The following is a 16,855-nucleotide window of genomic DNA, read 5'->3' as shown; positions in this document are numbered from 1 at the left end:
TCTTAAAAAGTTAAATATCCAGATTGTTGGCAGCCATGGTGTCAGAGAAAGGCTGGAAAATACCCGAGAGTAAGTTTTCAGACAGATTATTACTTTCATTATCCATAAAGGTAATCACCGTCTTGTCCTCTAACCTGCTCAGGTGCAAACGGTATTCCTGCTTTTCCAGGGGCAGATCATCATCATTCCCCCACAAACTGTCCCACCAGCTGCTTTCACTACCTTCATAGGACACAAAAAGCAGACCATTAGACTTATCCAGATCCTTGACGTTGAAGCCCAGTTTGCGCAATACCAGTTGAATACGGGTCCAGGCTATATCGTAATCTCCCTCAACAATAAATGCCGGCTCGCCTTTGGCATTACTACCCATTTGCATATTCATGCCCTGGCGAATTTCTCTGACCTTGCGGATGTTGGCGATCTGTAATTGCTGTTGATAATGTCCAATAACCCGGTTAAGGATATCCACTTCATTGCGACGGATATCATCGGCGTTCAGCTCTTCTGCCGAACGTGTCTGCTTCCCTACTGTTTCCAGATAGTCTTTAAGTCTTACTTTCAGTGCCGCAGTACGACCGTGAGGCTTCACATCCAGTTTGAATTCAAAGCGCCGGCCAACACTGCGCTCTGTGGTAGTCCAGTCAAACCATCCGGTATCCAGTTCTGTTTCCATCAGCATCCAGTCGGTAACCAGGGTGCCGGCGTCTTTATCAAAGGAATCAACACCTATGCCCTGCTCCTCCAGATAGCTTATCAGACTGCCCCACACCGAGGTGTCCAGTGGCTGACTGTCATCGACCTGATCAAAAAATACGGTGGCGCTGCGTTGTCCTTCTTCAACATGAGATCCTGTGACCAGGGGCAGTACCAGTGGGGGAGAGAGTACTTGTAACTTTTCGCCTAACAAATTCCTCGGCGCGTCCGGCCCCAGTTCAGGAATCTGGTACTCCCGGCTCTGCTGGGGAGCTCGCAGCCCTTCTGGAACCTTCAGGGTCTGACGATTATCTTGCTTTAAATACTCAAAATCATCGTTGGCGATACGCCGCTCTTGTGGTGTTGAGCAGGCAGCCAGCACCAGTATTGATGATAGTGCAAGCACTGAATTACGAATCATGAAAGCTCCTCAGGAAATTACGCCGATATCATGTAACACTGCTTCGATGGTTTTTTGGCTGGCGAGTTCCGGTTCCACCATGGGTAATCTCAAAACCGGTGTCGGGATCATCCCCATTCGATACAGTGCCCACTTGGGCATAACAGGATTAGGTTCAATAAACAGGGCCTGATGCAATGCCTGCAGGGATTTGTCTGTTTGCTCCGCCTCACTGCGGGCTCCACTGGTGGCAGCCTTACATAATTTAGCCATCAGCGCGGGGACGACATTGGCCGTGACAGAAATCACACCATGTCCGCCCTGTAACATAAATTCACAACCAGTGGGATCATCGCCACTGAGTAAAATAAAATCTTCTGGTAGTATCCGCTTTAATTCCTGCAAGCGGTTTAAATCACCTGTAGCGTCTTTAAGACCGACAATCCGGGGATGAGCCGCAAGTTCTGCAGTGGTCTGCGGTAACATATCAGCCACAGTGCGACCGGGTACATTATAAAGTAACAACGGCAGCTCGCAGGCATCGGCGACTTTCTCAAAATGCGCTACCATTCCCCGTTGCTGAGGCTTGTTATAGTAAGGCACCACGCTTAACAGGCCATCCGCACCGACTTCTGCAGAAGCCTGACTGAGTTCAATCGCTTCTGAAGTGGAATTGGCACCGCTGCCTGAAATGACTCTGATACGTTTTCCCGCATATTCGACGATTTTTCTGACCACCTCGATATGCTCTTGCATAGGCAAAGTAGCGGACTCGCCTGTGGTACCTACCGCAACCAGTCCGTCAGTACCGGATTGGATATGAAATTCAACCAGTTTTTGCAGAGATGGATAATCAACGTCGCCGTTTTCTGTCATCGGCGTTACAAGCGCTACGATACTGCCTTTGAACATTATTGCCCCCGGAAAATTAAGCGCACAATGGTAAAGAGGTCAGGGGTTAAAAACAAGCTGGATTTAATCATGAGTTACAACAGATTCGCCGGCCTCTAACGGATCCATAGAGAAATATCAACATTATGATAGACTTGCCGACCTTCGGACACTGACTCGACAGCTTATGAAACATCAACTTATTGTCACCATACTGGGGACAGACAAGATAGGCATTCTCAGTACCCTCGCCGCTACTGTGGGAGCCTGCCACTGCAATATTCTGGACAGTCGCCAGGCAGTTTATGGTCAGGACTTCTCTCTGACCATGATCCTCGAAGGATCTCAGGGCGCCATTGCCAAGGCTGAATTTCAGATCCCCCAGGTGTGTCAACAGCATGATCTGCTGTCAATGATGAAACGTACCAGACAACACCATCGCCAGGATCTGGTACATCTGGCCGATGTTGAGATTTCCGGCCGTGATGCACTGGGTGTCATTCACCATATCACGGCCTTTTTCGCCGAATTCGATATAACAGTGACGGCCTTCCGGCAAAATACCTACCGTGATAAGGAGGGTGATGCCGAGATGATGACCTGCAAGATGGTCGTCAGCATGCCCAAAGAGACGGATATTGACGCCATAAGTCAGGCCTTTGCTGGCAGGCTCGGGGAACTTAACTTACAAGGCACCATTAAGCCAAAGCATTAAAACCAAAGCAATGAGGTGATTATGAACATGATTGAAGCGGGACAACCGGCACCACAATTTACCCTGCCGGATCAGAATAATAACAGTGTCAGCCTGGCTGATTTAAAGGGAAAAAAAGTCCTGGTGTATTTTTACCCTAAAGCCATGACACCGGGCTGCACGGTTCAGGCGCAGAACCTTCGTGACAGCAAAACGGAACTGGAAAAGCATAACGTTATTGTGCTGGGTATCAGTCCGGATCCGGTTAAGCGCCTGCCCAAATTTATAGACAAAGAGTCCCTTAACTTCACGTTGTTATCTGATGAAGACCATACCGTTGCTGACGCTTTTGGTGTCTGGGGCCCAAAAAAGTTTATGGGTAAGGAATATGATGGCATCCACCGAATCAGTTTTTTGATTGACGAACAGGGAAAAGTAGAGAAAGTCTTTGATAAATTTAAAACCAAAGATCACCACCAGGTAGTGCTGAACTACTTGCAAGATTATTAAAAGAAACAGCAGTAGTGCGCCGCACTACTGCTGTTTATGCCTGCTCGGTTATTTTAGCGGGCTCGCTGCGCAATAAACTGCCGTTAGTACCCGACCAGGCATTGAGCAAGGCCTTAACCAGAGTGGCCAGCGGAATTGCGAAAAACACCCCCCAGAACCCCCACAAACCACCAAAGAAAAGTACTGCGATAATAATATAGACAGGGTGCAGGCTAACGGCTTCTGAAAACAGAATGGGTACGATCAGATTACCATCCAGTGCCTGAATGATTCCATAAGCAACCATCAGGTACCAGAATGGCGGTGTCACCCCCCACTGAAACAACGCCACTGCTGCCACCGGGAAGGTCACCACTGCTGCACCGATGTAGGGAATAAGCACGGAAAAGCCAACCAGTACTCCTAACAACAACGAGTAACGCAGATCCATCAAAGCAAAGGTCACGGTACTCATGGTACCCACAATCAGAATTTCCAGCACCTTGCCGCGAATGTAATTGATAATCTGAGTATTCATCTCCAGTGCCACCTGCTTCACCAACCGTCTGTCCCGCGGCATGATATTCGAGATATTGGTCAGCAACTCATTCTTGTCCTTGAGCATAAAAAACACCATCAGAGGAACCAGGATCAGATAGATCAAGAGCGCAACCATGCTGACAATAGAGCTGAATGAGGCACTGATAATATCTTCACCCAGCCCCACTACCCTGTCATTGACACCACTCAGCGCGTTGTCGATGTCTGACTGAACCAGAATGCCAGGATATTGTTCAGGCAGAGAACTCAACCAGGCTTGTGCCTCCAGCCATATCTGTGGCAACTCCATCAGCAAATTGATTGCCTGGCGCCAGATAACGGGTAACAAGCCTACCAATGCCAGCGCGCTGAGGCTGGTAAATAAAATCAGAATCAATGTTGTCGCCCAGGTTCTTCCCAAGCCCCTTCTGACCAGTTTACTGACCGGCCATTCCAGTAAATAGGCAATAACAATCGCCACCAGAACCGGGGCAAGCATTTCGCCCCAGAAAACAAACACAGCAAAGACGGCCAGTAACAGCAAAAGTAAGGCAACGGAAGCGGGATCGGAAAATTTTTCCTTATACCAGTTGCTAAACACCTCTAACATTGGGGTTCCTTGAAAATAAGTCGATAGTGATGTTGGGTGCCTGAGGCATGAGTTGGCTGCAGCCCAATGCGCTGCTTTTCAAGCCAGTTTAGCACATCCCGATTATCGGCTGAGTCAGCTCTGAGAATCAAGTACAGCCCTTCATTCCGGGTCTGTTTGTGCAGCCAACGTTTCAGTTCCAGTAAGGCCAAAGGGCAGGATAAAGCCGAAAGGTCCAGAACACTCAATCTCACACCTTTTAAACTGACAAAACGGCCCACATATTATCTTATTGGTGGTCTTTAATCAGTTTAAACATTGGTTTGCGCTCGCCAATGAGGTATTTTTAATTTTTATGATTGTCTGGCTGAACTTAACCCGGCCACGCTGGCTCAAAGCCTATCCTGATTCCGATGAGTGTTAAGATGATAAGAGCGGTTCTTCTTTGTCTCAGTTGTATGGCCTTTTCAAACATGGCCCAGGTGAGATCCGATTCTGACAGAAATACATTACCGGAAATCGGTGTGGTGGCTTCCAGCGCCATCAGTATTGATAAAGAAATGCTGATTGGTGAAGTGATCATGCGCCAGTTGCGGGCCCAGGCGCCGATCATTAATGACCCCCTTATCGAAGAATACATTCAGGATCTGGGTAATCGCCTTGTGGCTCAGGCCGACAATGCCAAATTCCCTTTCCGTTTTTTTCCCATTAACAGCAACAGTATTAACGCTTTTGCTTTTTATGGCGGTCACATCGGTGTTCATACCGGCCTGATTGTGACAGCCGACAATGAAAGTGAACTGGCCTCAGTCGTGGCGCACGAAATCGCTCACGTGACCCAACGCCATATTGCCCGCAGCCTTGAGGCCAGACAGAATGCTTCTCCCTTGCAGGTGGTTTCCATGCTTGGCGGGATCCTGCTGGCACTGGCAAATCCCGAAGCGGGTATGGCAGCCATCAGCGCTGGCCAGGCCGCCGGCCAGCAGGCCATGATCAATTACACCCGCAGTAACGAAAAAGAAGCCGATCGGGTGGGCATTGAAATCCTTGCCAGAGCAGGTTTTGAGCCTCAGGCATCGGCGAGTTTTTTCGGCAAGCTGGCGGCGCAGTTTCGCTATGTGTCCAAGCCCCCCGCATTTTTAATGACTCACCCATTACCTGAATCCAGGGTTGCTGATATGAAGGCCCGGGTCGCCAATTATGCGACCATAAACCGCCCTGACAGCCTGGCATTTCAGTTGGTTAAGGCACGCATTCAGGCCAGATACTCTCTGGATAGTAAACAGCGGGTCAGGTATTTTCGTGATTGGCTCAGCAACGCCAGTACCGAAGTTGAAATCAAAAGTAGTCAGTATGGGCTGGCCCTGTCGCTGCTGGCAGAGGAAGAATACGCTGAAGCAGCTTCTCTGATAGAAAACCTGATGCAACAGGACAGTGAAAATCTGTTCTATGTCGATACCTTTACCGATATCGCACTGGCAACAGGACAACATGAGCGGGCTATCAAGCGACTCTCTGCATTATTGAAACTCCAGCCCAGAAACAGAGTACTGGTACTGAATCTTGCCAATGCCCTGATCCAGAACAAAGAATATGGCAGAGCGGTCAGTCACCTTAAAGACTATTTACTGGTAAATCCGAATCATCTGCTCAGTTATCAGATGCTCACTGACGCCTACGGCGAGAGTGGCCAGCGACTGGAAATGCATCAGGCCCGGGCTGAGGTTTACGCCCTGAATTCTGCCTATACCCGCGCCGTGGATGAACTGAAAACCGCCTACAACTTCACTGAAAACAGCGTAATAGATAAGCAGCGGATCCTTGCCCGTATTGAACAGATGCGGGAGGCGGAGAACCGCCTGAAAAAACTCTGATAGAGGGCTGTTACTCTGCCAGGCGCTCAACAATCTTCAGCAGCAAATCAGCTTCCTGCTCCCCCATCAATTGCCGCACTACCTCTCCATCAGGACCGATAATATAAGTAGCCGGCAGACTGTTGGGTCTCTGGTTGGGCATTTGCGGTGGGGGCTCTGACAGGATCAGCGGAAATTCAATGGAGTATTTATCCACCAGACCTGCCAGTTCAGTCTCCGACAATCTGTCATAGCTGACCCCCAGCAGCGTAATATCACTGTCCTTTGTCATCGCCGAGAAATGATTTAATTCTGGCAACTCACGCAGGCAGGGGGCACACCACTCAGCGAAGTAGTTAACTACCACCCATTGGCCCTGATAATCACGCCAGCGGTGCTTTTCTCCGTCCAGCGTCATAAAATCACTGGCATACCACTGATTAACCGCCACCCCTGTAGCCAATGCGAGCAGGGCTGCAATACTGAGAAGGATTTTTTGCCGCAACTTAGATTCCTCTTTGCATATTTAACCATATCTGACAGTCATTGCTGACTCTGCAGCATACTGTACTCTGATCAGAGCAGATGATAACAATCATAAAATGTACCCTACTACCCGCCTTTGCTATCATGCTGCTTTAACACAATACAAGGGCTATTCAGCATGTCACAGATTCAGATTTTACATAACCCCAGATGCTCCAAAAGCAGACAGACTCTGGCTCTGCTGGAGGATCAAGGTATTCAGCCTGAGGTTATACAATATCTGAAGACCCCTCTTGATCAACAGCAATTAGTCAACTTACAGCAGAAGCTCGGGTTTGATTCTGTCCGCCAGATGATGCGGGTCAAAGAGAGCCTGTATAAATCTCTGAACCTTGCCCAGGCAACTGAGCAACAGCTGATTGAGGCCATGGCAGAAAACCCGGTACTGCTCGAACGCCCGGTAGTCATTAACGCCAATAAGGCCCGAATTGGCCGGCCCCCGGAACAGGTGCTGGAAATTCTCTGATGAGTTATGCGCTGGTTTTATATTACAGTCGTAACGGCAGTACCCGGAATCTGGCCTGCAAAATCGCACAAGGCATTGAACAAGCAGGCCTGGAGGCTCGCTTGCGCACTGTGCCTGAGGTCACCACCAGAATAACAGGCACTGAAGCGGCTGTACCCGATGCCGGTGATCCCTATGTCAGCCTGGATGAGCTGGAAAATTGTCAGGCACTGGCCCTTGGCAGCCCTACGCGATTTGGCAATATGGCATCTGCCATGAAGCATTTCTGGGACGGTACGTCGGGGCTCTGGTTATCCGGCGCCTTATCCGGTAAGCCGGCTTGTGTCTTTACTTCGAGTGGCAGTCTGCATGGTGGTCAGGAATCCACTCTGCTGAGTATGATGCTGCCTCTGCTGCATCATGGCATGCTGCTTATGGGAACACCTTACACCGTGCCTGAACTGAACAGCACATCCTCTGGTGGCACTCCCTATGGCCCGAGCCATCACGCCGGAATGAACAATAACTGTAAATTAACGGATTCCGAACAGGCCATCTGTCTGGCCCAGGGCAAACGACTTGCCGATCTGGCCTTAAAATTAGGAGTATAACTTTGTCCCCGAAGACACGCTTTTTCAGACAACTGGCGCTGATTTCCTATCTGTCACTATTACTGTGGGTACTGTTGTGGCATTTCCTGTTGGGCGAAGATGAAGGGTATTCAGTGCTTTTTATCACCCTGATGTGGGTTGTGCCGCTGCTGTTCCCTCTTTCCGGCATCCTCAGGGCCAGACCCTACACCCATGCCTGGGCCAATTTTGTATTAATGTTCTATCTGCTGCACGGACTGACTGCTGTATACGCCCTTGAAAACGAGCGCCTGTATGCCGCTATTGAAATCGTGCTGGCTTCTCTGGCATTTATTGGTTGTAGTTTTTTTGCCCGTCTAAGAGGCAGAGAACTGGGGCTGGGATTAAAAAAGAAACAGGCTGACTGAGAATAAGGCGGTTGCCTCTTAAATCAGAGATTCAGCACTTTTTTTACAAAAGGAATGGTCAGTTTATGACTGGCCTGCAGGCTCGACACATCAAGTTGTTCAAGCACATTCATCAGGGCCGGCATATCCCGGTGACAGTGATTAATCAGAAAACGGGCAACCTCTGAGGGCATCGTCATACCCCGCCTGTAGGCTCTGGCCACCAATACCTCGGTACGCATATCATCAGTCAGCGGCTGCAGATGAAAGCTCAGCCCCCAGCTTAATCTGGAGCGTAAATCCGCCAGTGCCAGAGGCACCTGCTTTGGCCCCTGAATGGCGGATATCACCATTTTGCACTGGCCCTGCTCGCGCACTCTGTTAATCAGATCAAATACCGCCTGCTGCCAGTCACTTTTGCCCTCAAGCAGATGAATATCATCAACACAGACATAGTCCATCAGTTCCAGACCCGAGAGCACCTCAGGTGCCAGCTCAGCATGATTTTTCAATCCGACATAGGCGCAGGTCTGGCTATTGTCGGCGGCCAGATTACACAGGCTGTAAAGCAAATGGCTTTTACCCTGCCCCGGTTCGCCGCTGATATAGGTCAGAAAGGGCCGCTGAGAGGAAACAGACCAGCTTTTCAGATGGCTGACCAACTGCTGGTTCTGCCCGGCATAAAAACTCTCGAAATTTTCATCGTCTGGCAGTTGAACCGGCAAGTACAACTGTGAACTCATAGCTCAACCCAGTTAAACTGTAACGCTTCCATAGGCTGACCAAACTGATCGCGCTGGCGCTGAATCCGGTCTTCCAGACCAATGGCATTGATCAGGCCCTGCTCGCTGCCTGAAAGTCGCACTTTGAAAATACCCACACTTCCGGAAAGTTGTTCAAGAGACGCATGAGAAACCACTGACAGGCTCTGTAAAATCCGGGTAATCCTGACGTAAGTATCCAGATCGCTGACATTGTTGAACTGCAATTCAACCAGGCTGGCTCCCTGTTCGTTGCCCTCACCGACAAAACTCATAGCCAGAATATCCGCATGATGATTTACCAGCTCCCTGAGTATGTCCTCTTTCGTCTTAGCCGTCAGGGTTCCTTCCTGCTGAAGCCCCGGCATCACATAGTTCCAGTCAAGTTGCCATTGAGTCTCAGCAGGTTGTGCTTCGGAATCGGCGATTTCCACCTGATACATCCTGGCACTTAGCATAACTTCCACTTCATAGCGCTCACTGGCCGCCAGCAACTGGCCGGTAAAGCGCCCCCACACATCAAACACCCCCACACGGTTCAGATCTTCAATATCCAGCAACGGAAAGTTGAGGATAATTCCCCTGTTACGGGCAGCATCTAGCATACCCAGGGTTTCCTCAGTGCGCCGCAACTCTGAAATCAGCGTTCGCTCTCTGGTATCGGGGTTTTCAATAGCCAGCCAGACCAGTGTAGAGGGGCGACGATTACCCCACACGGCGAATCCTGCGGCACGGACCAGGTCATCAATTTTATCGCCATCAAAACTGGCAATAAAATATCCCTGGCCCTTTTCATTATCGAAACGATACTGACGGATATAGTCTTCGGCCTGTCCCAGTTTTGACTGGATCACCTGACTGTCGAGCACATCCTTATTGCCTTTTATTTTTACCAAAACCTGCGCCATGGCCTCTCTGGCCGCCTGTTTCTGCACTTTTACAGATTGCTGGGCGATAGGGACTCTGGCCTCATACAACCCCTGCACCAGGGCGGCGCCGGCAGACTGACTCAGCAGCCAGAGGCCGCCTATCAGCATCGTCAGGATTTGTTTCATAGGTCTCACTTAACCTGCTATTGGGAGCCTTATTGTCTTTGAATTGGCTACAGATTTCATCCTAATTTATCCCCTGAAGCGGCAACTCCATCGGCGATATTAATCACAAGTTAACCGCAGCCGGGTTTTGCGGATACCCAATAGGGTTTGAAACTGATAAAATCGCCGCAAATTTTTTGCCTGTTAAATGAGGACAGCCGTGAGCGATTCCAAGCCCTCCCTGAGTTATAAAGATGCCGGTGTTGATATCGATGCCGGAAACCAGTTGGTCGAACGCATTAAAAGTGTAACCAAAAAGACCCACCGGCCGGAAGTCAGGGGTGGACTGGGTGGTTTCGGCGCCTTGTGCGCCATACCTCAGAAGTATAAAAATCCGCTTTTGGTTTCAGGTACAGATGGTGTCGGCACTAAGCTCAGACTGGCGATGGATCTTGGCCGCCACGACGGGGTTGGCATAGATCTGGTGGCCATGTGTGTTAACGATCTGATTGTTCAGGGCGCCGAGCCGCTGTTTTTCCTCGATTATTACGCCACCGGCAAGCTGAATGTGGATAACGCCACCGAAGTGGTTGCAGGTATAGGTAAAGGTTGTGAACTGTCAGGTTGTGCCCTGATAGGTGGAGAAACCGCCGAAATGCCCGGTATGTATCATGGTGATGACTATGATATTGCAGGCTTTTGTGTCGGTGTGGTGGAAGCCGATGATGTTATCGATGGCAGCAAAGTGGCCTCAGGCGACAACCTTATTGCGCTGGCCTCTTCCGGCCCTCACTCCAATGGTTTTTCACTGATCCGCAAGATCATTGAAGTCAGTGGTGCCAGCACCGATGCCATGCTGGAAGACAGAACAATCGCCGAGCATCTGCTCGAGCCCACCAGAATCTATGTCAAACCGGTGCTGAAATTAATTCAGTCACTGCCGGTACATGCCATTTCTCATATTACCGGCGGCGGTTTCTGGGAAAATATTCCCCGGGTATTGCCGGATGACGCCAAAGCGGTTATCGACGGCAGCAGCTGGCAATGGCCATCAATCTTCAGTTGGTTGCAGCACCAGGGCAACGTCACTACCCATGAAATGTACCGCACTTTTAACTGCGGAGTAGGCTTGCTTATCGCTGTACCACAGGAGCATGCCGAAGCTGCCGTGGAACTGCTGCAGGCAGAGGGAGAAACGGCATGGCTGATCGGCAAGGTGGCACCCGCAGAAGGTGGCAGTCAGGTCGAGATCCGCTGAACCATGAAATCTATTGTTGTACTGATTTCCGGCAACGGCACCAATCTGCAGTCCATTATCGACAGCATTGACAAGAATCAGATTAATGGACGCATCAGTGCCGTTATCTCCAATCAGGCCGATGCCTATGGATTACAGCGTGCAGAACAGGCCGGGATCCCAACCCGGGTTCTCAGCCACAAAGAGTATGCTGATCGCCACAGCTATGATCAGGCACTGATGGCAGAGATCGACCAGTTCAATACTGACCTGGTGGTGTTGGCAGGTTTTATGCGCATTCTCAGTGACGATTTTGTCGATCACTATCAGGGCCGCATGCTCAACATCCACCCTTCCCTGTTACCCAAATACAAAGGCCTGCATACGCACCGGCGCGCCCTGGAAGCAAAGGACGCTGAGCACGGGGCCAGTGTACATTTTGTTACCCCGGAACTCGATGGCGGGCCTGTTATACTGCAGGCAAAGGTACCGGTTTTTGAAGACGATACCGAGCAGGAACTGGCAGAGCGGGTCAGAGAGCAGGAACTTTGTCTGTATCCGCTAGTCGTAAAGTGGTTCTGCGAAGACAGGTTAGTATTACAGGATGGAAATGTTTTACTCGATAACAAGGTTGTTCCACCACAGGGCTATGCTGCGGATTAGTGCTCTGGCAGCGCTGATGTTGTGCCAGTCTGTCAGCGCCTTTTCGTTAACCCCTTTTAATGCTCAGTATAAAGCCTTCCGTTCAGGTATGGAGCTGGGCAGCGCTACCCAGACACTGGCCGAGAATGAGGCCGGAGACTATACCCTCAAGTTTCAATCTTCGGCTTCCTTTTTATTTTTGTCAGATAAGCGCAGTGAAACCAGTACCTTTGCAGTAACTGACAAGCAACTGAGCCCCCGGCATTATCGTTTCAAGCGCACTGGCACAGGCAAAGACAGAAGCACCGAAGTGCGGTTCTCTGCTGACGCCAAAGAGATAACCATCAACCAGGACAAAACACTGCCCTGGCAAGGCGAGATGGACAATCAACTTTTTCATCTGGATATCAGGCGTCGTCTGGCCGCCGGTGAGACCCGCTTCAGTTACCAGACCATCAACGAGAAGGGCCAGCCCGACGAGGAAACCTTTGAAATGGTCGGCGAAGAAAAACTGTCTCTGCCTGTGGGAGATATGAACACACTCAAACTACAAAAAGTCAGGGAGAACAGTAAAAGAGAGACACTTATCTGGCTGGCACCCGAGCTGGATTATCAGATGGTCCGCCTGAGACAGCTCAAAAATGGCAAAGAGCAACTGGATATTCAGCTGGAATCCTATACCAGCAACGCCAAATAAGTTTGTGTGTCTAAGCGCCGGCTTGAACTGATCCCCCCTGTCTGAAAACAACTATTATTAGAGCGTGTTGACCTTTTCTGTATGAATTTTGTTCTAACTAAACGCTTTTTAATCGCGGCGCTTATTTGCAGGCCTAATGGATTAAGTCAAAAATAAGCAACAAAGAGTAAAAAGCGTTTAGGAAGAACCCTTTGGGCAACGTTTGTGCGGCATTTCTACTGCTTCAGCACGCATTCATGTAGAACAACTACACCACATTTGCGCTTCATTGTATAAATACCGCACAACGCGTTGCAAAAATATACAGCAAAGGTCAACACGCTCTAGTATCTGTTACGACTAAAAGTTTCCGGTCTGCAGTACAGGCATTTGATCCTTAAGGCTTGACCTTTGGCGATAAAAAGCCTATTTTTCTCACATCTGGTCAGACCTCTTACAACTGGAGATATCATGCAAACAACATTCTGGCTATTACTGGTATTAATCACTTTAGGTGTTGCCAGTTACTGGCGTCTGAAACTCTCTGTTACCACCATGCTGGTAGCAGCAATCCTGGCCATTGGCTCCATTGCCGGCCATATAGGCCTGTTTTCCTGGATCGTATTTCTGGTACTGGCGCTGCCACTGAATATCAGTAACATCCGCAAAACCTATATGACCGCCCCGGTTCTTCGCCTGTATAAGAAGATCATGCCGGAAATGTCCCGCACTGAGCAGGAAGCCATCGATGCCGGCACAGTCTGGTGGGATGGTGATATTTTCAGCGGCAAGCCTGACTGGCAAAAACTGCATGCTGTTCCTAAAGCCCGCCTGAGCGCTGAAGAACAGGCCTTTCTGGACGGCCCCGTCGAAGAAGCCTGCCGCATGGCTGATGAATGGGAAATTAACCACACCCGTGCCGATTTACCGCCTGAGTTATGGCAATACCTCAAAGATAATAAGTTCTTTGCCATGATCATTAAAAAAGAATACGGCGGCCTGGAATTCTCGGCTTATGCCCAGTCCAGAGTACTACAGAAACTCTCTGGTGCCGGTATTGTACTGGCCTCCACTGTTGGCGTACCTAACTCTCTGGGCCCCGGTGAGCTGTTGCAGCATTATGGCACTCAGGAGCAAAAGGACCACTTTCTGCCGCGCCTGGCAACAGGTGAAGAGATCCCCTGCTTTGCCCTGACCGGCCCTGAAGCAGGCTCAGATGCTGGCTCCATTCCTGATACCGGCGTTATCTGCCATGGCGAGTGGGAAGGCAAAGAAGTTCTGGGAATGAAACTGACATTTAATAAGCGCTATATCACGCTGGCACCTGTTGCCACTATCGTTGGTCTGGCGTTTAAACTGCAGGATCCCGAAGGATTACTGGGTGAGGAGAAAGAGCTGGGTATCACCTGTGCGCTGATCCCTGCCGATCTGAAAGGCCTGGATATCGGCCGCCGTCATTTCCCGCTGAATATTCCGTTTCAGAATGGGCCTATTCGCGGTAAAGACCTGTTTGTACCACTGGATTTTATTATCGGCGGGCCGAAGATGGCCGGTCAGGGCTGGCGTATGCTGGTGGAATGCCTGTCGGTGGGCCGCTGTATTACCTTGCCCTCAAACTCCGCCGGTGGCTCCAAGACCGTGGCGCTGGCTACCGGTGCTTATGCCCGTATTCGTCGCCAGTTCAAATTGCCGGTAGGTAAAATGGAAGGGGTCGAAGAAATGCTCGGGCGCATCGGCGGTAACGCCTACCTGATGGATGCGGTGACCAGCATGACCACCAAAGGCCTGGATATAGGCCATAAACCGTCCGTTATCTCGGCTATCTGCAAATATCACCTGACCGAAAAAATGCGCCAGGTGGTAAATGACTCCATGGACGTACATGGTGGTAAAGGCATTATCCTGGGGCCGAAAAACTATGTGGGCCGTGGTTATCAGGGTGCCCCTATCGCCATTACCGTTGAAGGGGCAAATATTCTGACCCGCAATATGATGATCTTCGGCCAGGGTGCCATGCGTTGTCACCCTTATGTGCTTAAAGAGCTCTACGCGGCACAGAATACGGATAGCGCAGAAAGCCTGAAAGAGTTTGATCAGGCCCTGTTTGGCCATATTGGTTTTGCCATCAGTAACTTCCTGCGCAGCCTGTGGTTCTCGCTAACCGGCGCAAAACTGGCCGGCAGCCCCTATAAAGACGAAACCAGAAGATACTATCAGGGCATGGAGCGACTCAGTTCTAACCTCGCCTTTCTGACCGATATTTCCATGGGCGTGCTCGGTGGTGAACTGAAGCGTCGCGAGCGGGTGTCTGCCCGTCTTGGTGATATTCTCAGTTATGTGTATCTGGGCAGTGCGGTACTCAAGCGCTACGAAGATGAAGGCCGTCAGAAGGCAGATTTACCGCTGGTTCACTGGGCTATGCAGGACAGCTTGTACCGCGCTCAGCTGGCAATGGAAGAACTGCTGGACAACTTCCCATCTAATGCTTTGGGTAAGGTGCTTAAACTGATTGTGATGCCATTTGGCAAAAGCTTTACGCGCCCTTCAGATAAACTCGATCATCAGATTGCCAATATTCTGCAGACCCCTTGTGAAAGCCGTGACAGACTCGGGCAGGGACAATACCTCAGCCGTGAAGAGGGCAATCCGTTCGGTATGCTGGAACAGGCCCTGGATGATGTACTGGCCTCTGAGCCGCTGTATGACAAGGTGTGTAAAGCGGCGAATGAGCGCTTCCCCTTTGTACAGCTGGACAAAGTTGCCGACAAAGGCCTGGAGCTGGGCGTACTGACTGAGCAGGAAGCAGAATTGCTAAGACGCACCGAAACACAGCGCCTGGAAACCATCAATGTGGATGACTTCGATACCGAAGAGCTGATGGCAGATAAAAGCCTGCTGCAAAAAGACAAAAAGAAATCGGCCAGGGCCGCTTAGACGCCAGGATAAAACCTGCCGCTAAACGCTAAAGCCAGTCAGATACCTGACTGGCTTTTTTATGTCCAGGGATGGACGGTATGCCGAAAATGTCAGGAACATTTTTTCGGCGATTTCGTACCGTCCATGGTACTCCCCGCTACGCGGGCCAGCTCAAGCTGTCCTAAAATTCTCCTGAAATTTTAGTGTCCAGGGATAGACGGTATACCGCTTACTTTCAAACAAAAATATACTGGCTTTAGAACAGGTAAATAAAGCCGATGCCTATTTCCGCCTCGTAGTTACTGCGAGCGATTGGGCTATCCCGGACCTCACTGCCAAAATACTCAAAAAGTGCCTCGCCGTAGATCTGCCAGTGCTTATTGATGTAGTGGTGATAATTGTAATCAATGCCAACCGAGCGTAATCCACCACTGAGCGTGGTCTCTCTTAAGCCGGATGCAGCCGCCTGGCCCTGGTCTATGCCGAAACCTTTGTTGGCATATTCACTGTCGTGAAAGACCACAACAAAGTTAAGTTCAGAACCGGTGCCGTCGAATTGGTCGCCGAAACGGCGGCCCACTCCAAGCAGCCCAAGATTTCCGTCACCACCGGTTACGGCACGACCAACCAGCCAATAACGCCAGTCAGAATCGAGCGCCCGACGCGCTTGTAGCACAAGTTCAGCACCTTCATCCTGATCACCAAGCCCATCCAACCGGCCATCGTCGGAATCACTCTCTTCACGGCCATCATCAAAGCCCACGGCGGCCTCTAATAGCCAGGTATCAGCGCGAAGACCACGCCAGCCGAGTGCTTCACCGGCAAAGTAGAAAATATTGTCACCTTTACGCCACTGCACTGCGCCAGCCGGCTGGATTTCCAATCCAAATTCATCTGATCCTTCGTAGGCGGTTTCATATTCAACCCCTAAACCCAGCCCGAAGCTCCAGCCATCCTTGCCTCTGGAGAAATCGTCAACTGAGGGCAACGGAACCATCGCGGTATTCTCCTCCTGCGCTAACGCGATTGGAAAGAAAAAGCTTTGGATAAAAATGATCGATAACAAGCAGTTAAGTTTTTTCATATAGATCCCACTCTCGTTTTACCTGAGGCAGCTTACTGCCCCAGGCCAGCTAATCTGTGCTAGTTATAAGCGGGATTTCATTAAAGAGATCACACAGAAGCGCATTATTTATATCTCCACGCACTGTGGCTGAGCGTTAAGGGGTGAGCGTGAAACCGAAGCGCAGCTTTGCAGTTCAGAGAACGACATGGCTGGACTCTAAGTGGAGCAGGATAGCGCAGCGTAAGAGGATTTACCGCGTGTTTTCAATCATATAACACTATTGGGCTTAACAGGGTAAGGCCTTCCAGCTGGCTCCTGACAATTTTATAGTCCTTTTCGTGCCGGGAGTGCTGAAGTAGTAAATTGCATCTACTGGCAAAGCAAAGGAAGTAAAACGAAAGAAA

At 50.1% G+C, this 16,855-nt stretch carries 17 protein-coding genes; 10 read left to right on the top strand and 7 right to left on the bottom strand.

All coding sequences use genetic code 11. The annotated features are described in order from the left end of the window. Window positions 1-10: 10 nt before the first annotated feature. Both bamC and dapA read right to left on the bottom strand, forming a co-directional pair. Window positions 11-1,117: an outer membrane protein assembly factor BamC gene (bamC, locus tag AT746_RS09380; protein WP_062479622.1), complete on the bottom strand. Its 1,107-nt coding sequence runs from the start codon at window positions 1,115-1,117 to the stop codon at window positions 11-13. Between the two features lie 9 nt (window positions 1,118-1,126). Beyond that, entirely contained in the window at window positions 1,127-2,008 is an 882-nt protein-coding gene (gene dapA, locus AT746_RS09375; protein ID WP_062479620.1) for a 4-hydroxy-tetrahydrodipicolinate synthase, read from the bottom strand. A 166-nt stretch (window positions 2,009-2,174) separates the two neighbouring features. On the opposite strand from dapA, the gene AT746_RS09370 reads away from it, so the two are divergent. After that, window positions 2,175-2,702: a glycine cleavage system protein R gene (locus AT746_RS09370; protein WP_062479618.1), complete on the top strand. Its 528-nt coding sequence runs from the start codon at window positions 2,175-2,177 to the stop codon at window positions 2,700-2,702. A gap of 21 nt (window positions 2,703-2,723) precedes the next feature. Continuing rightward, a complete protein-coding gene (bcp, locus tag AT746_RS09365) occupies window positions 2,724-3,191 on the top strand; it encodes a thioredoxin-dependent thiol peroxidase (RefSeq protein WP_062479616.1) in 468 nt (155 codons plus the stop codon). Between the two features lie 34 nt (window positions 3,192-3,225). Here the strand turns inward: bcp and AT746_RS09360 are convergent, their stop codons facing one another. Beyond that, window positions 3,226-4,320, bottom strand: a complete 1,095-nt coding sequence (locus AT746_RS09360) for an AI-2E family transporter (protein ID WP_062479614.1) — start codon at window positions 4,318-4,320, stop codon at window positions 3,226-3,228. 452 nt (window positions 4,321-4,772) lie between these two features. On the opposite strand from AT746_RS09360, the gene AT746_RS09350 reads away from it, so the two are divergent. Continuing rightward, complete coding sequence (locus AT746_RS09350; protein WP_231731053.1) at window positions 4,773-6,173, top strand: M48 family metalloprotease; 1,401 nt, start codon at window positions 4,773-4,775, stop codon at window positions 6,171-6,173. 10 nt (window positions 6,174-6,183) lie between these two features. Here AT746_RS09350 and AT746_RS09345 read toward each other — a convergent pair whose 3' ends face one another. Next, entirely contained in the window at window positions 6,184-6,657 is a 474-nt protein-coding gene (locus tag AT746_RS09345; protein ID WP_062479608.1) for a TlpA disulfide reductase family protein, read from the bottom strand. Window positions 6,658-6,816: 159 nt separating this feature from the next. On the opposite strand from AT746_RS09345, the gene arsC reads away from it, so the two are divergent. From arsC to AT746_RS09330, 3 genes are read left to right on the top strand one after another with little or no spacing between them, the layout of a single operon-like run. Continuing rightward, window positions 6,817-7,164 (top strand): arsenate reductase (glutaredoxin), encoded by a 348-nt coding sequence (gene arsC / locus AT746_RS09340; protein WP_062479606.1) that lies wholly within the window; start codon window positions 6,817-6,819, stop codon window positions 7,162-7,164. After that, a complete protein-coding gene (gene wrbA, locus AT746_RS09335; RefSeq protein ID WP_062479605.1) occupies window positions 7,164-7,754 on the top strand; it encodes an NAD(P)H:quinone oxidoreductase in 591 nt (196 codons plus the stop codon). The genes arsC and wrbA overlap by 1 nt, the downstream gene beginning before the upstream one ends. Before the next feature lie 2 nt (window positions 7,755-7,756). Beyond that, complete coding sequence (locus tag AT746_RS09330; protein WP_062479602.1) at window positions 7,757-8,140, top strand: DUF2069 domain-containing protein; 384 nt, start codon at window positions 7,757-7,759, stop codon at window positions 8,138-8,140. A gap of 23 nt (window positions 8,141-8,163) precedes the next feature. Here the strand turns inward: AT746_RS09330 and hda are convergent, their stop codons facing one another. Together hda and AT746_RS09320 are read right to left on the bottom strand one after the other, a co-directional pair. Beyond that, window positions 8,164-8,862, bottom strand: a complete 699-nt coding sequence (gene hda, locus AT746_RS09325) for a DnaA regulatory inactivator Hda (RefSeq protein ID WP_062479600.1) — start codon at window positions 8,860-8,862, stop codon at window positions 8,164-8,166. Further along, complete coding sequence (locus AT746_RS09320; protein ID WP_062479598.1) at window positions 8,859-9,935, bottom strand: DUF2066 domain-containing protein; 1,077 nt, start codon at window positions 9,933-9,935, stop codon at window positions 8,859-8,861. Before AT746_RS09320 ends, hda begins: the two co-directional genes overlap by 4 nt. Before the next feature lie 199 nt (window positions 9,936-10,134). Here AT746_RS09320 and purM point away from each other — a divergent pair, with 199 nt between their 5' ends. From purM to fadE, 4 genes are all read left to right on the top strand, one after another. Continuing rightward, entirely contained in the window at window positions 10,135-11,172 is a 1,038-nt protein-coding gene (gene purM, locus AT746_RS09315; RefSeq protein ID WP_062479594.1) for a phosphoribosylformylglycinamidine cyclo-ligase, read from the top strand. Between the two features lie 3 nt (window positions 11,173-11,175). Further along, window positions 11,176-11,814: a phosphoribosylglycinamide formyltransferase gene (purN, locus tag AT746_RS09310; protein WP_062479590.1), complete on the top strand. Its 639-nt coding sequence runs from the start codon at window positions 11,176-11,178 to the stop codon at window positions 11,812-11,814. Beyond that, on the top strand, window positions 11,762-12,490 hold the full coding sequence (locus tag AT746_RS09305) for a DUF3108 domain-containing protein (RefSeq protein WP_197414352.1): 729 nt from the start codon (window positions 11,762-11,764) through the stop codon (window positions 12,488-12,490). The genes purN and AT746_RS09305 overlap by 53 nt, the downstream gene beginning before the upstream one ends. A gap of 450 nt (window positions 12,491-12,940) precedes the next feature. Beyond that, window positions 12,941-15,403 (top strand): acyl-CoA dehydrogenase FadE, encoded by a 2,463-nt coding sequence (fadE, locus tag AT746_RS09300; protein ID WP_062479584.1) that lies wholly within the window; start codon window positions 12,941-12,943, stop codon window positions 15,401-15,403. Between the two features lie 238 nt (window positions 15,404-15,641). Here fadE and AT746_RS09295 read toward each other — a convergent pair whose 3' ends face one another. Continuing rightward, entirely contained in the window at window positions 15,642-16,469 is an 828-nt protein-coding gene (locus AT746_RS09295) for a MipA/OmpV family protein (protein ID WP_062479581.1), read from the bottom strand. Between the last annotated feature and the right edge of the window lie 386 nt (window positions 16,470-16,855).

Source organism: Lacimicrobium alkaliphilum (genome assembly GCF_001466725.1).
Classification (GTDB): Bacteria; Pseudomonadota; Gammaproteobacteria; order Enterobacterales; family Alteromonadaceae; genus Lacimicrobium; species Lacimicrobium alkaliphilum_B.
The sequence above is the reverse complement of the archived record's forward strand: the minus strand, read 5'-3'. Positions and strand labels throughout refer to the sequence as shown.

What these genes read in the sequence shown, in the direction of transcription:
- bamC (WP_062479622.1), bottom strand. Translation starts at nt 1,117, where the DNA reads ATGATTCGTAATTCAGTGCTTGCACTATCATCAATACTGGTGCTGGCT.
- dapA (WP_062479620.1), bottom strand. Translation starts at nt 2,008, where the DNA reads ATGTTCAAAGGCAGTATCGTAGCGCTTGTAACGCCGATGACAGAAAAC.
- AT746_RS09370 (WP_062479618.1), top strand. Translation starts at nt 2,175, where the DNA reads ATGAAACATCAACTTATTGTCACCATACTGGGGACAGACAAGATAGGC.
- bcp (WP_062479616.1), top strand. Translation starts at nt 2,724, where the DNA reads ATGAACATGATTGAAGCGGGACAACCGGCACCACAATTTACCCTGCCG.
- AT746_RS09360 (WP_062479614.1), bottom strand. Translation starts at nt 4,320, where the DNA reads ATGTTAGAGGTGTTTAGCAACTGGTATAAGGAAAAATTTTCCGATCCC.
- AT746_RS09350 (WP_231731053.1), top strand. Translation starts at nt 4,773, where the DNA reads ATGGCCCAGGTGAGATCCGATTCTGACAGAAATACATTACCGGAAATC.
- arsC (WP_062479606.1), top strand. Translation starts at nt 6,817, where the DNA reads ATGTCACAGATTCAGATTTTACATAACCCCAGATGCTCCAAAAGCAGA.
- wrbA (WP_062479605.1), top strand. Translation starts at nt 7,164, where the DNA reads ATGAGTTATGCGCTGGTTTTATATTACAGTCGTAACGGCAGTACCCGG.
- hda (WP_062479600.1), bottom strand. Translation starts at nt 8,862, where the DNA reads ATGAGTTCACAGTTGTACTTGCCGGTTCAACTGCCAGACGATGAAAAT.
- AT746_RS09320 (WP_062479598.1), bottom strand. Translation starts at nt 9,935, where the DNA reads ATGAAACAAATCCTGACGATGCTGATAGGCGGCCTCTGGCTGCTGAGT.
- purN (WP_062479590.1), top strand. Translation starts at nt 11,176, where the DNA reads ATGAAATCTATTGTTGTACTGATTTCCGGCAACGGCACCAATCTGCAG.
- AT746_RS09305 (WP_197414352.1), top strand. Translation starts at nt 11,762, where the DNA reads ATGTTTTACTCGATAACAAGGTTGTTCCACCACAGGGCTATGCTGCGG.
- fadE (WP_062479584.1), top strand. Translation starts at nt 12,941, where the DNA reads ATGCAAACAACATTCTGGCTATTACTGGTATTAATCACTTTAGGTGTT.
- AT746_RS09295 (WP_062479581.1), bottom strand. Translation starts at nt 16,469, where the DNA reads ATGAAAAAACTTAACTGCTTGTTATCGATCATTTTTATCCAAAGCTTT.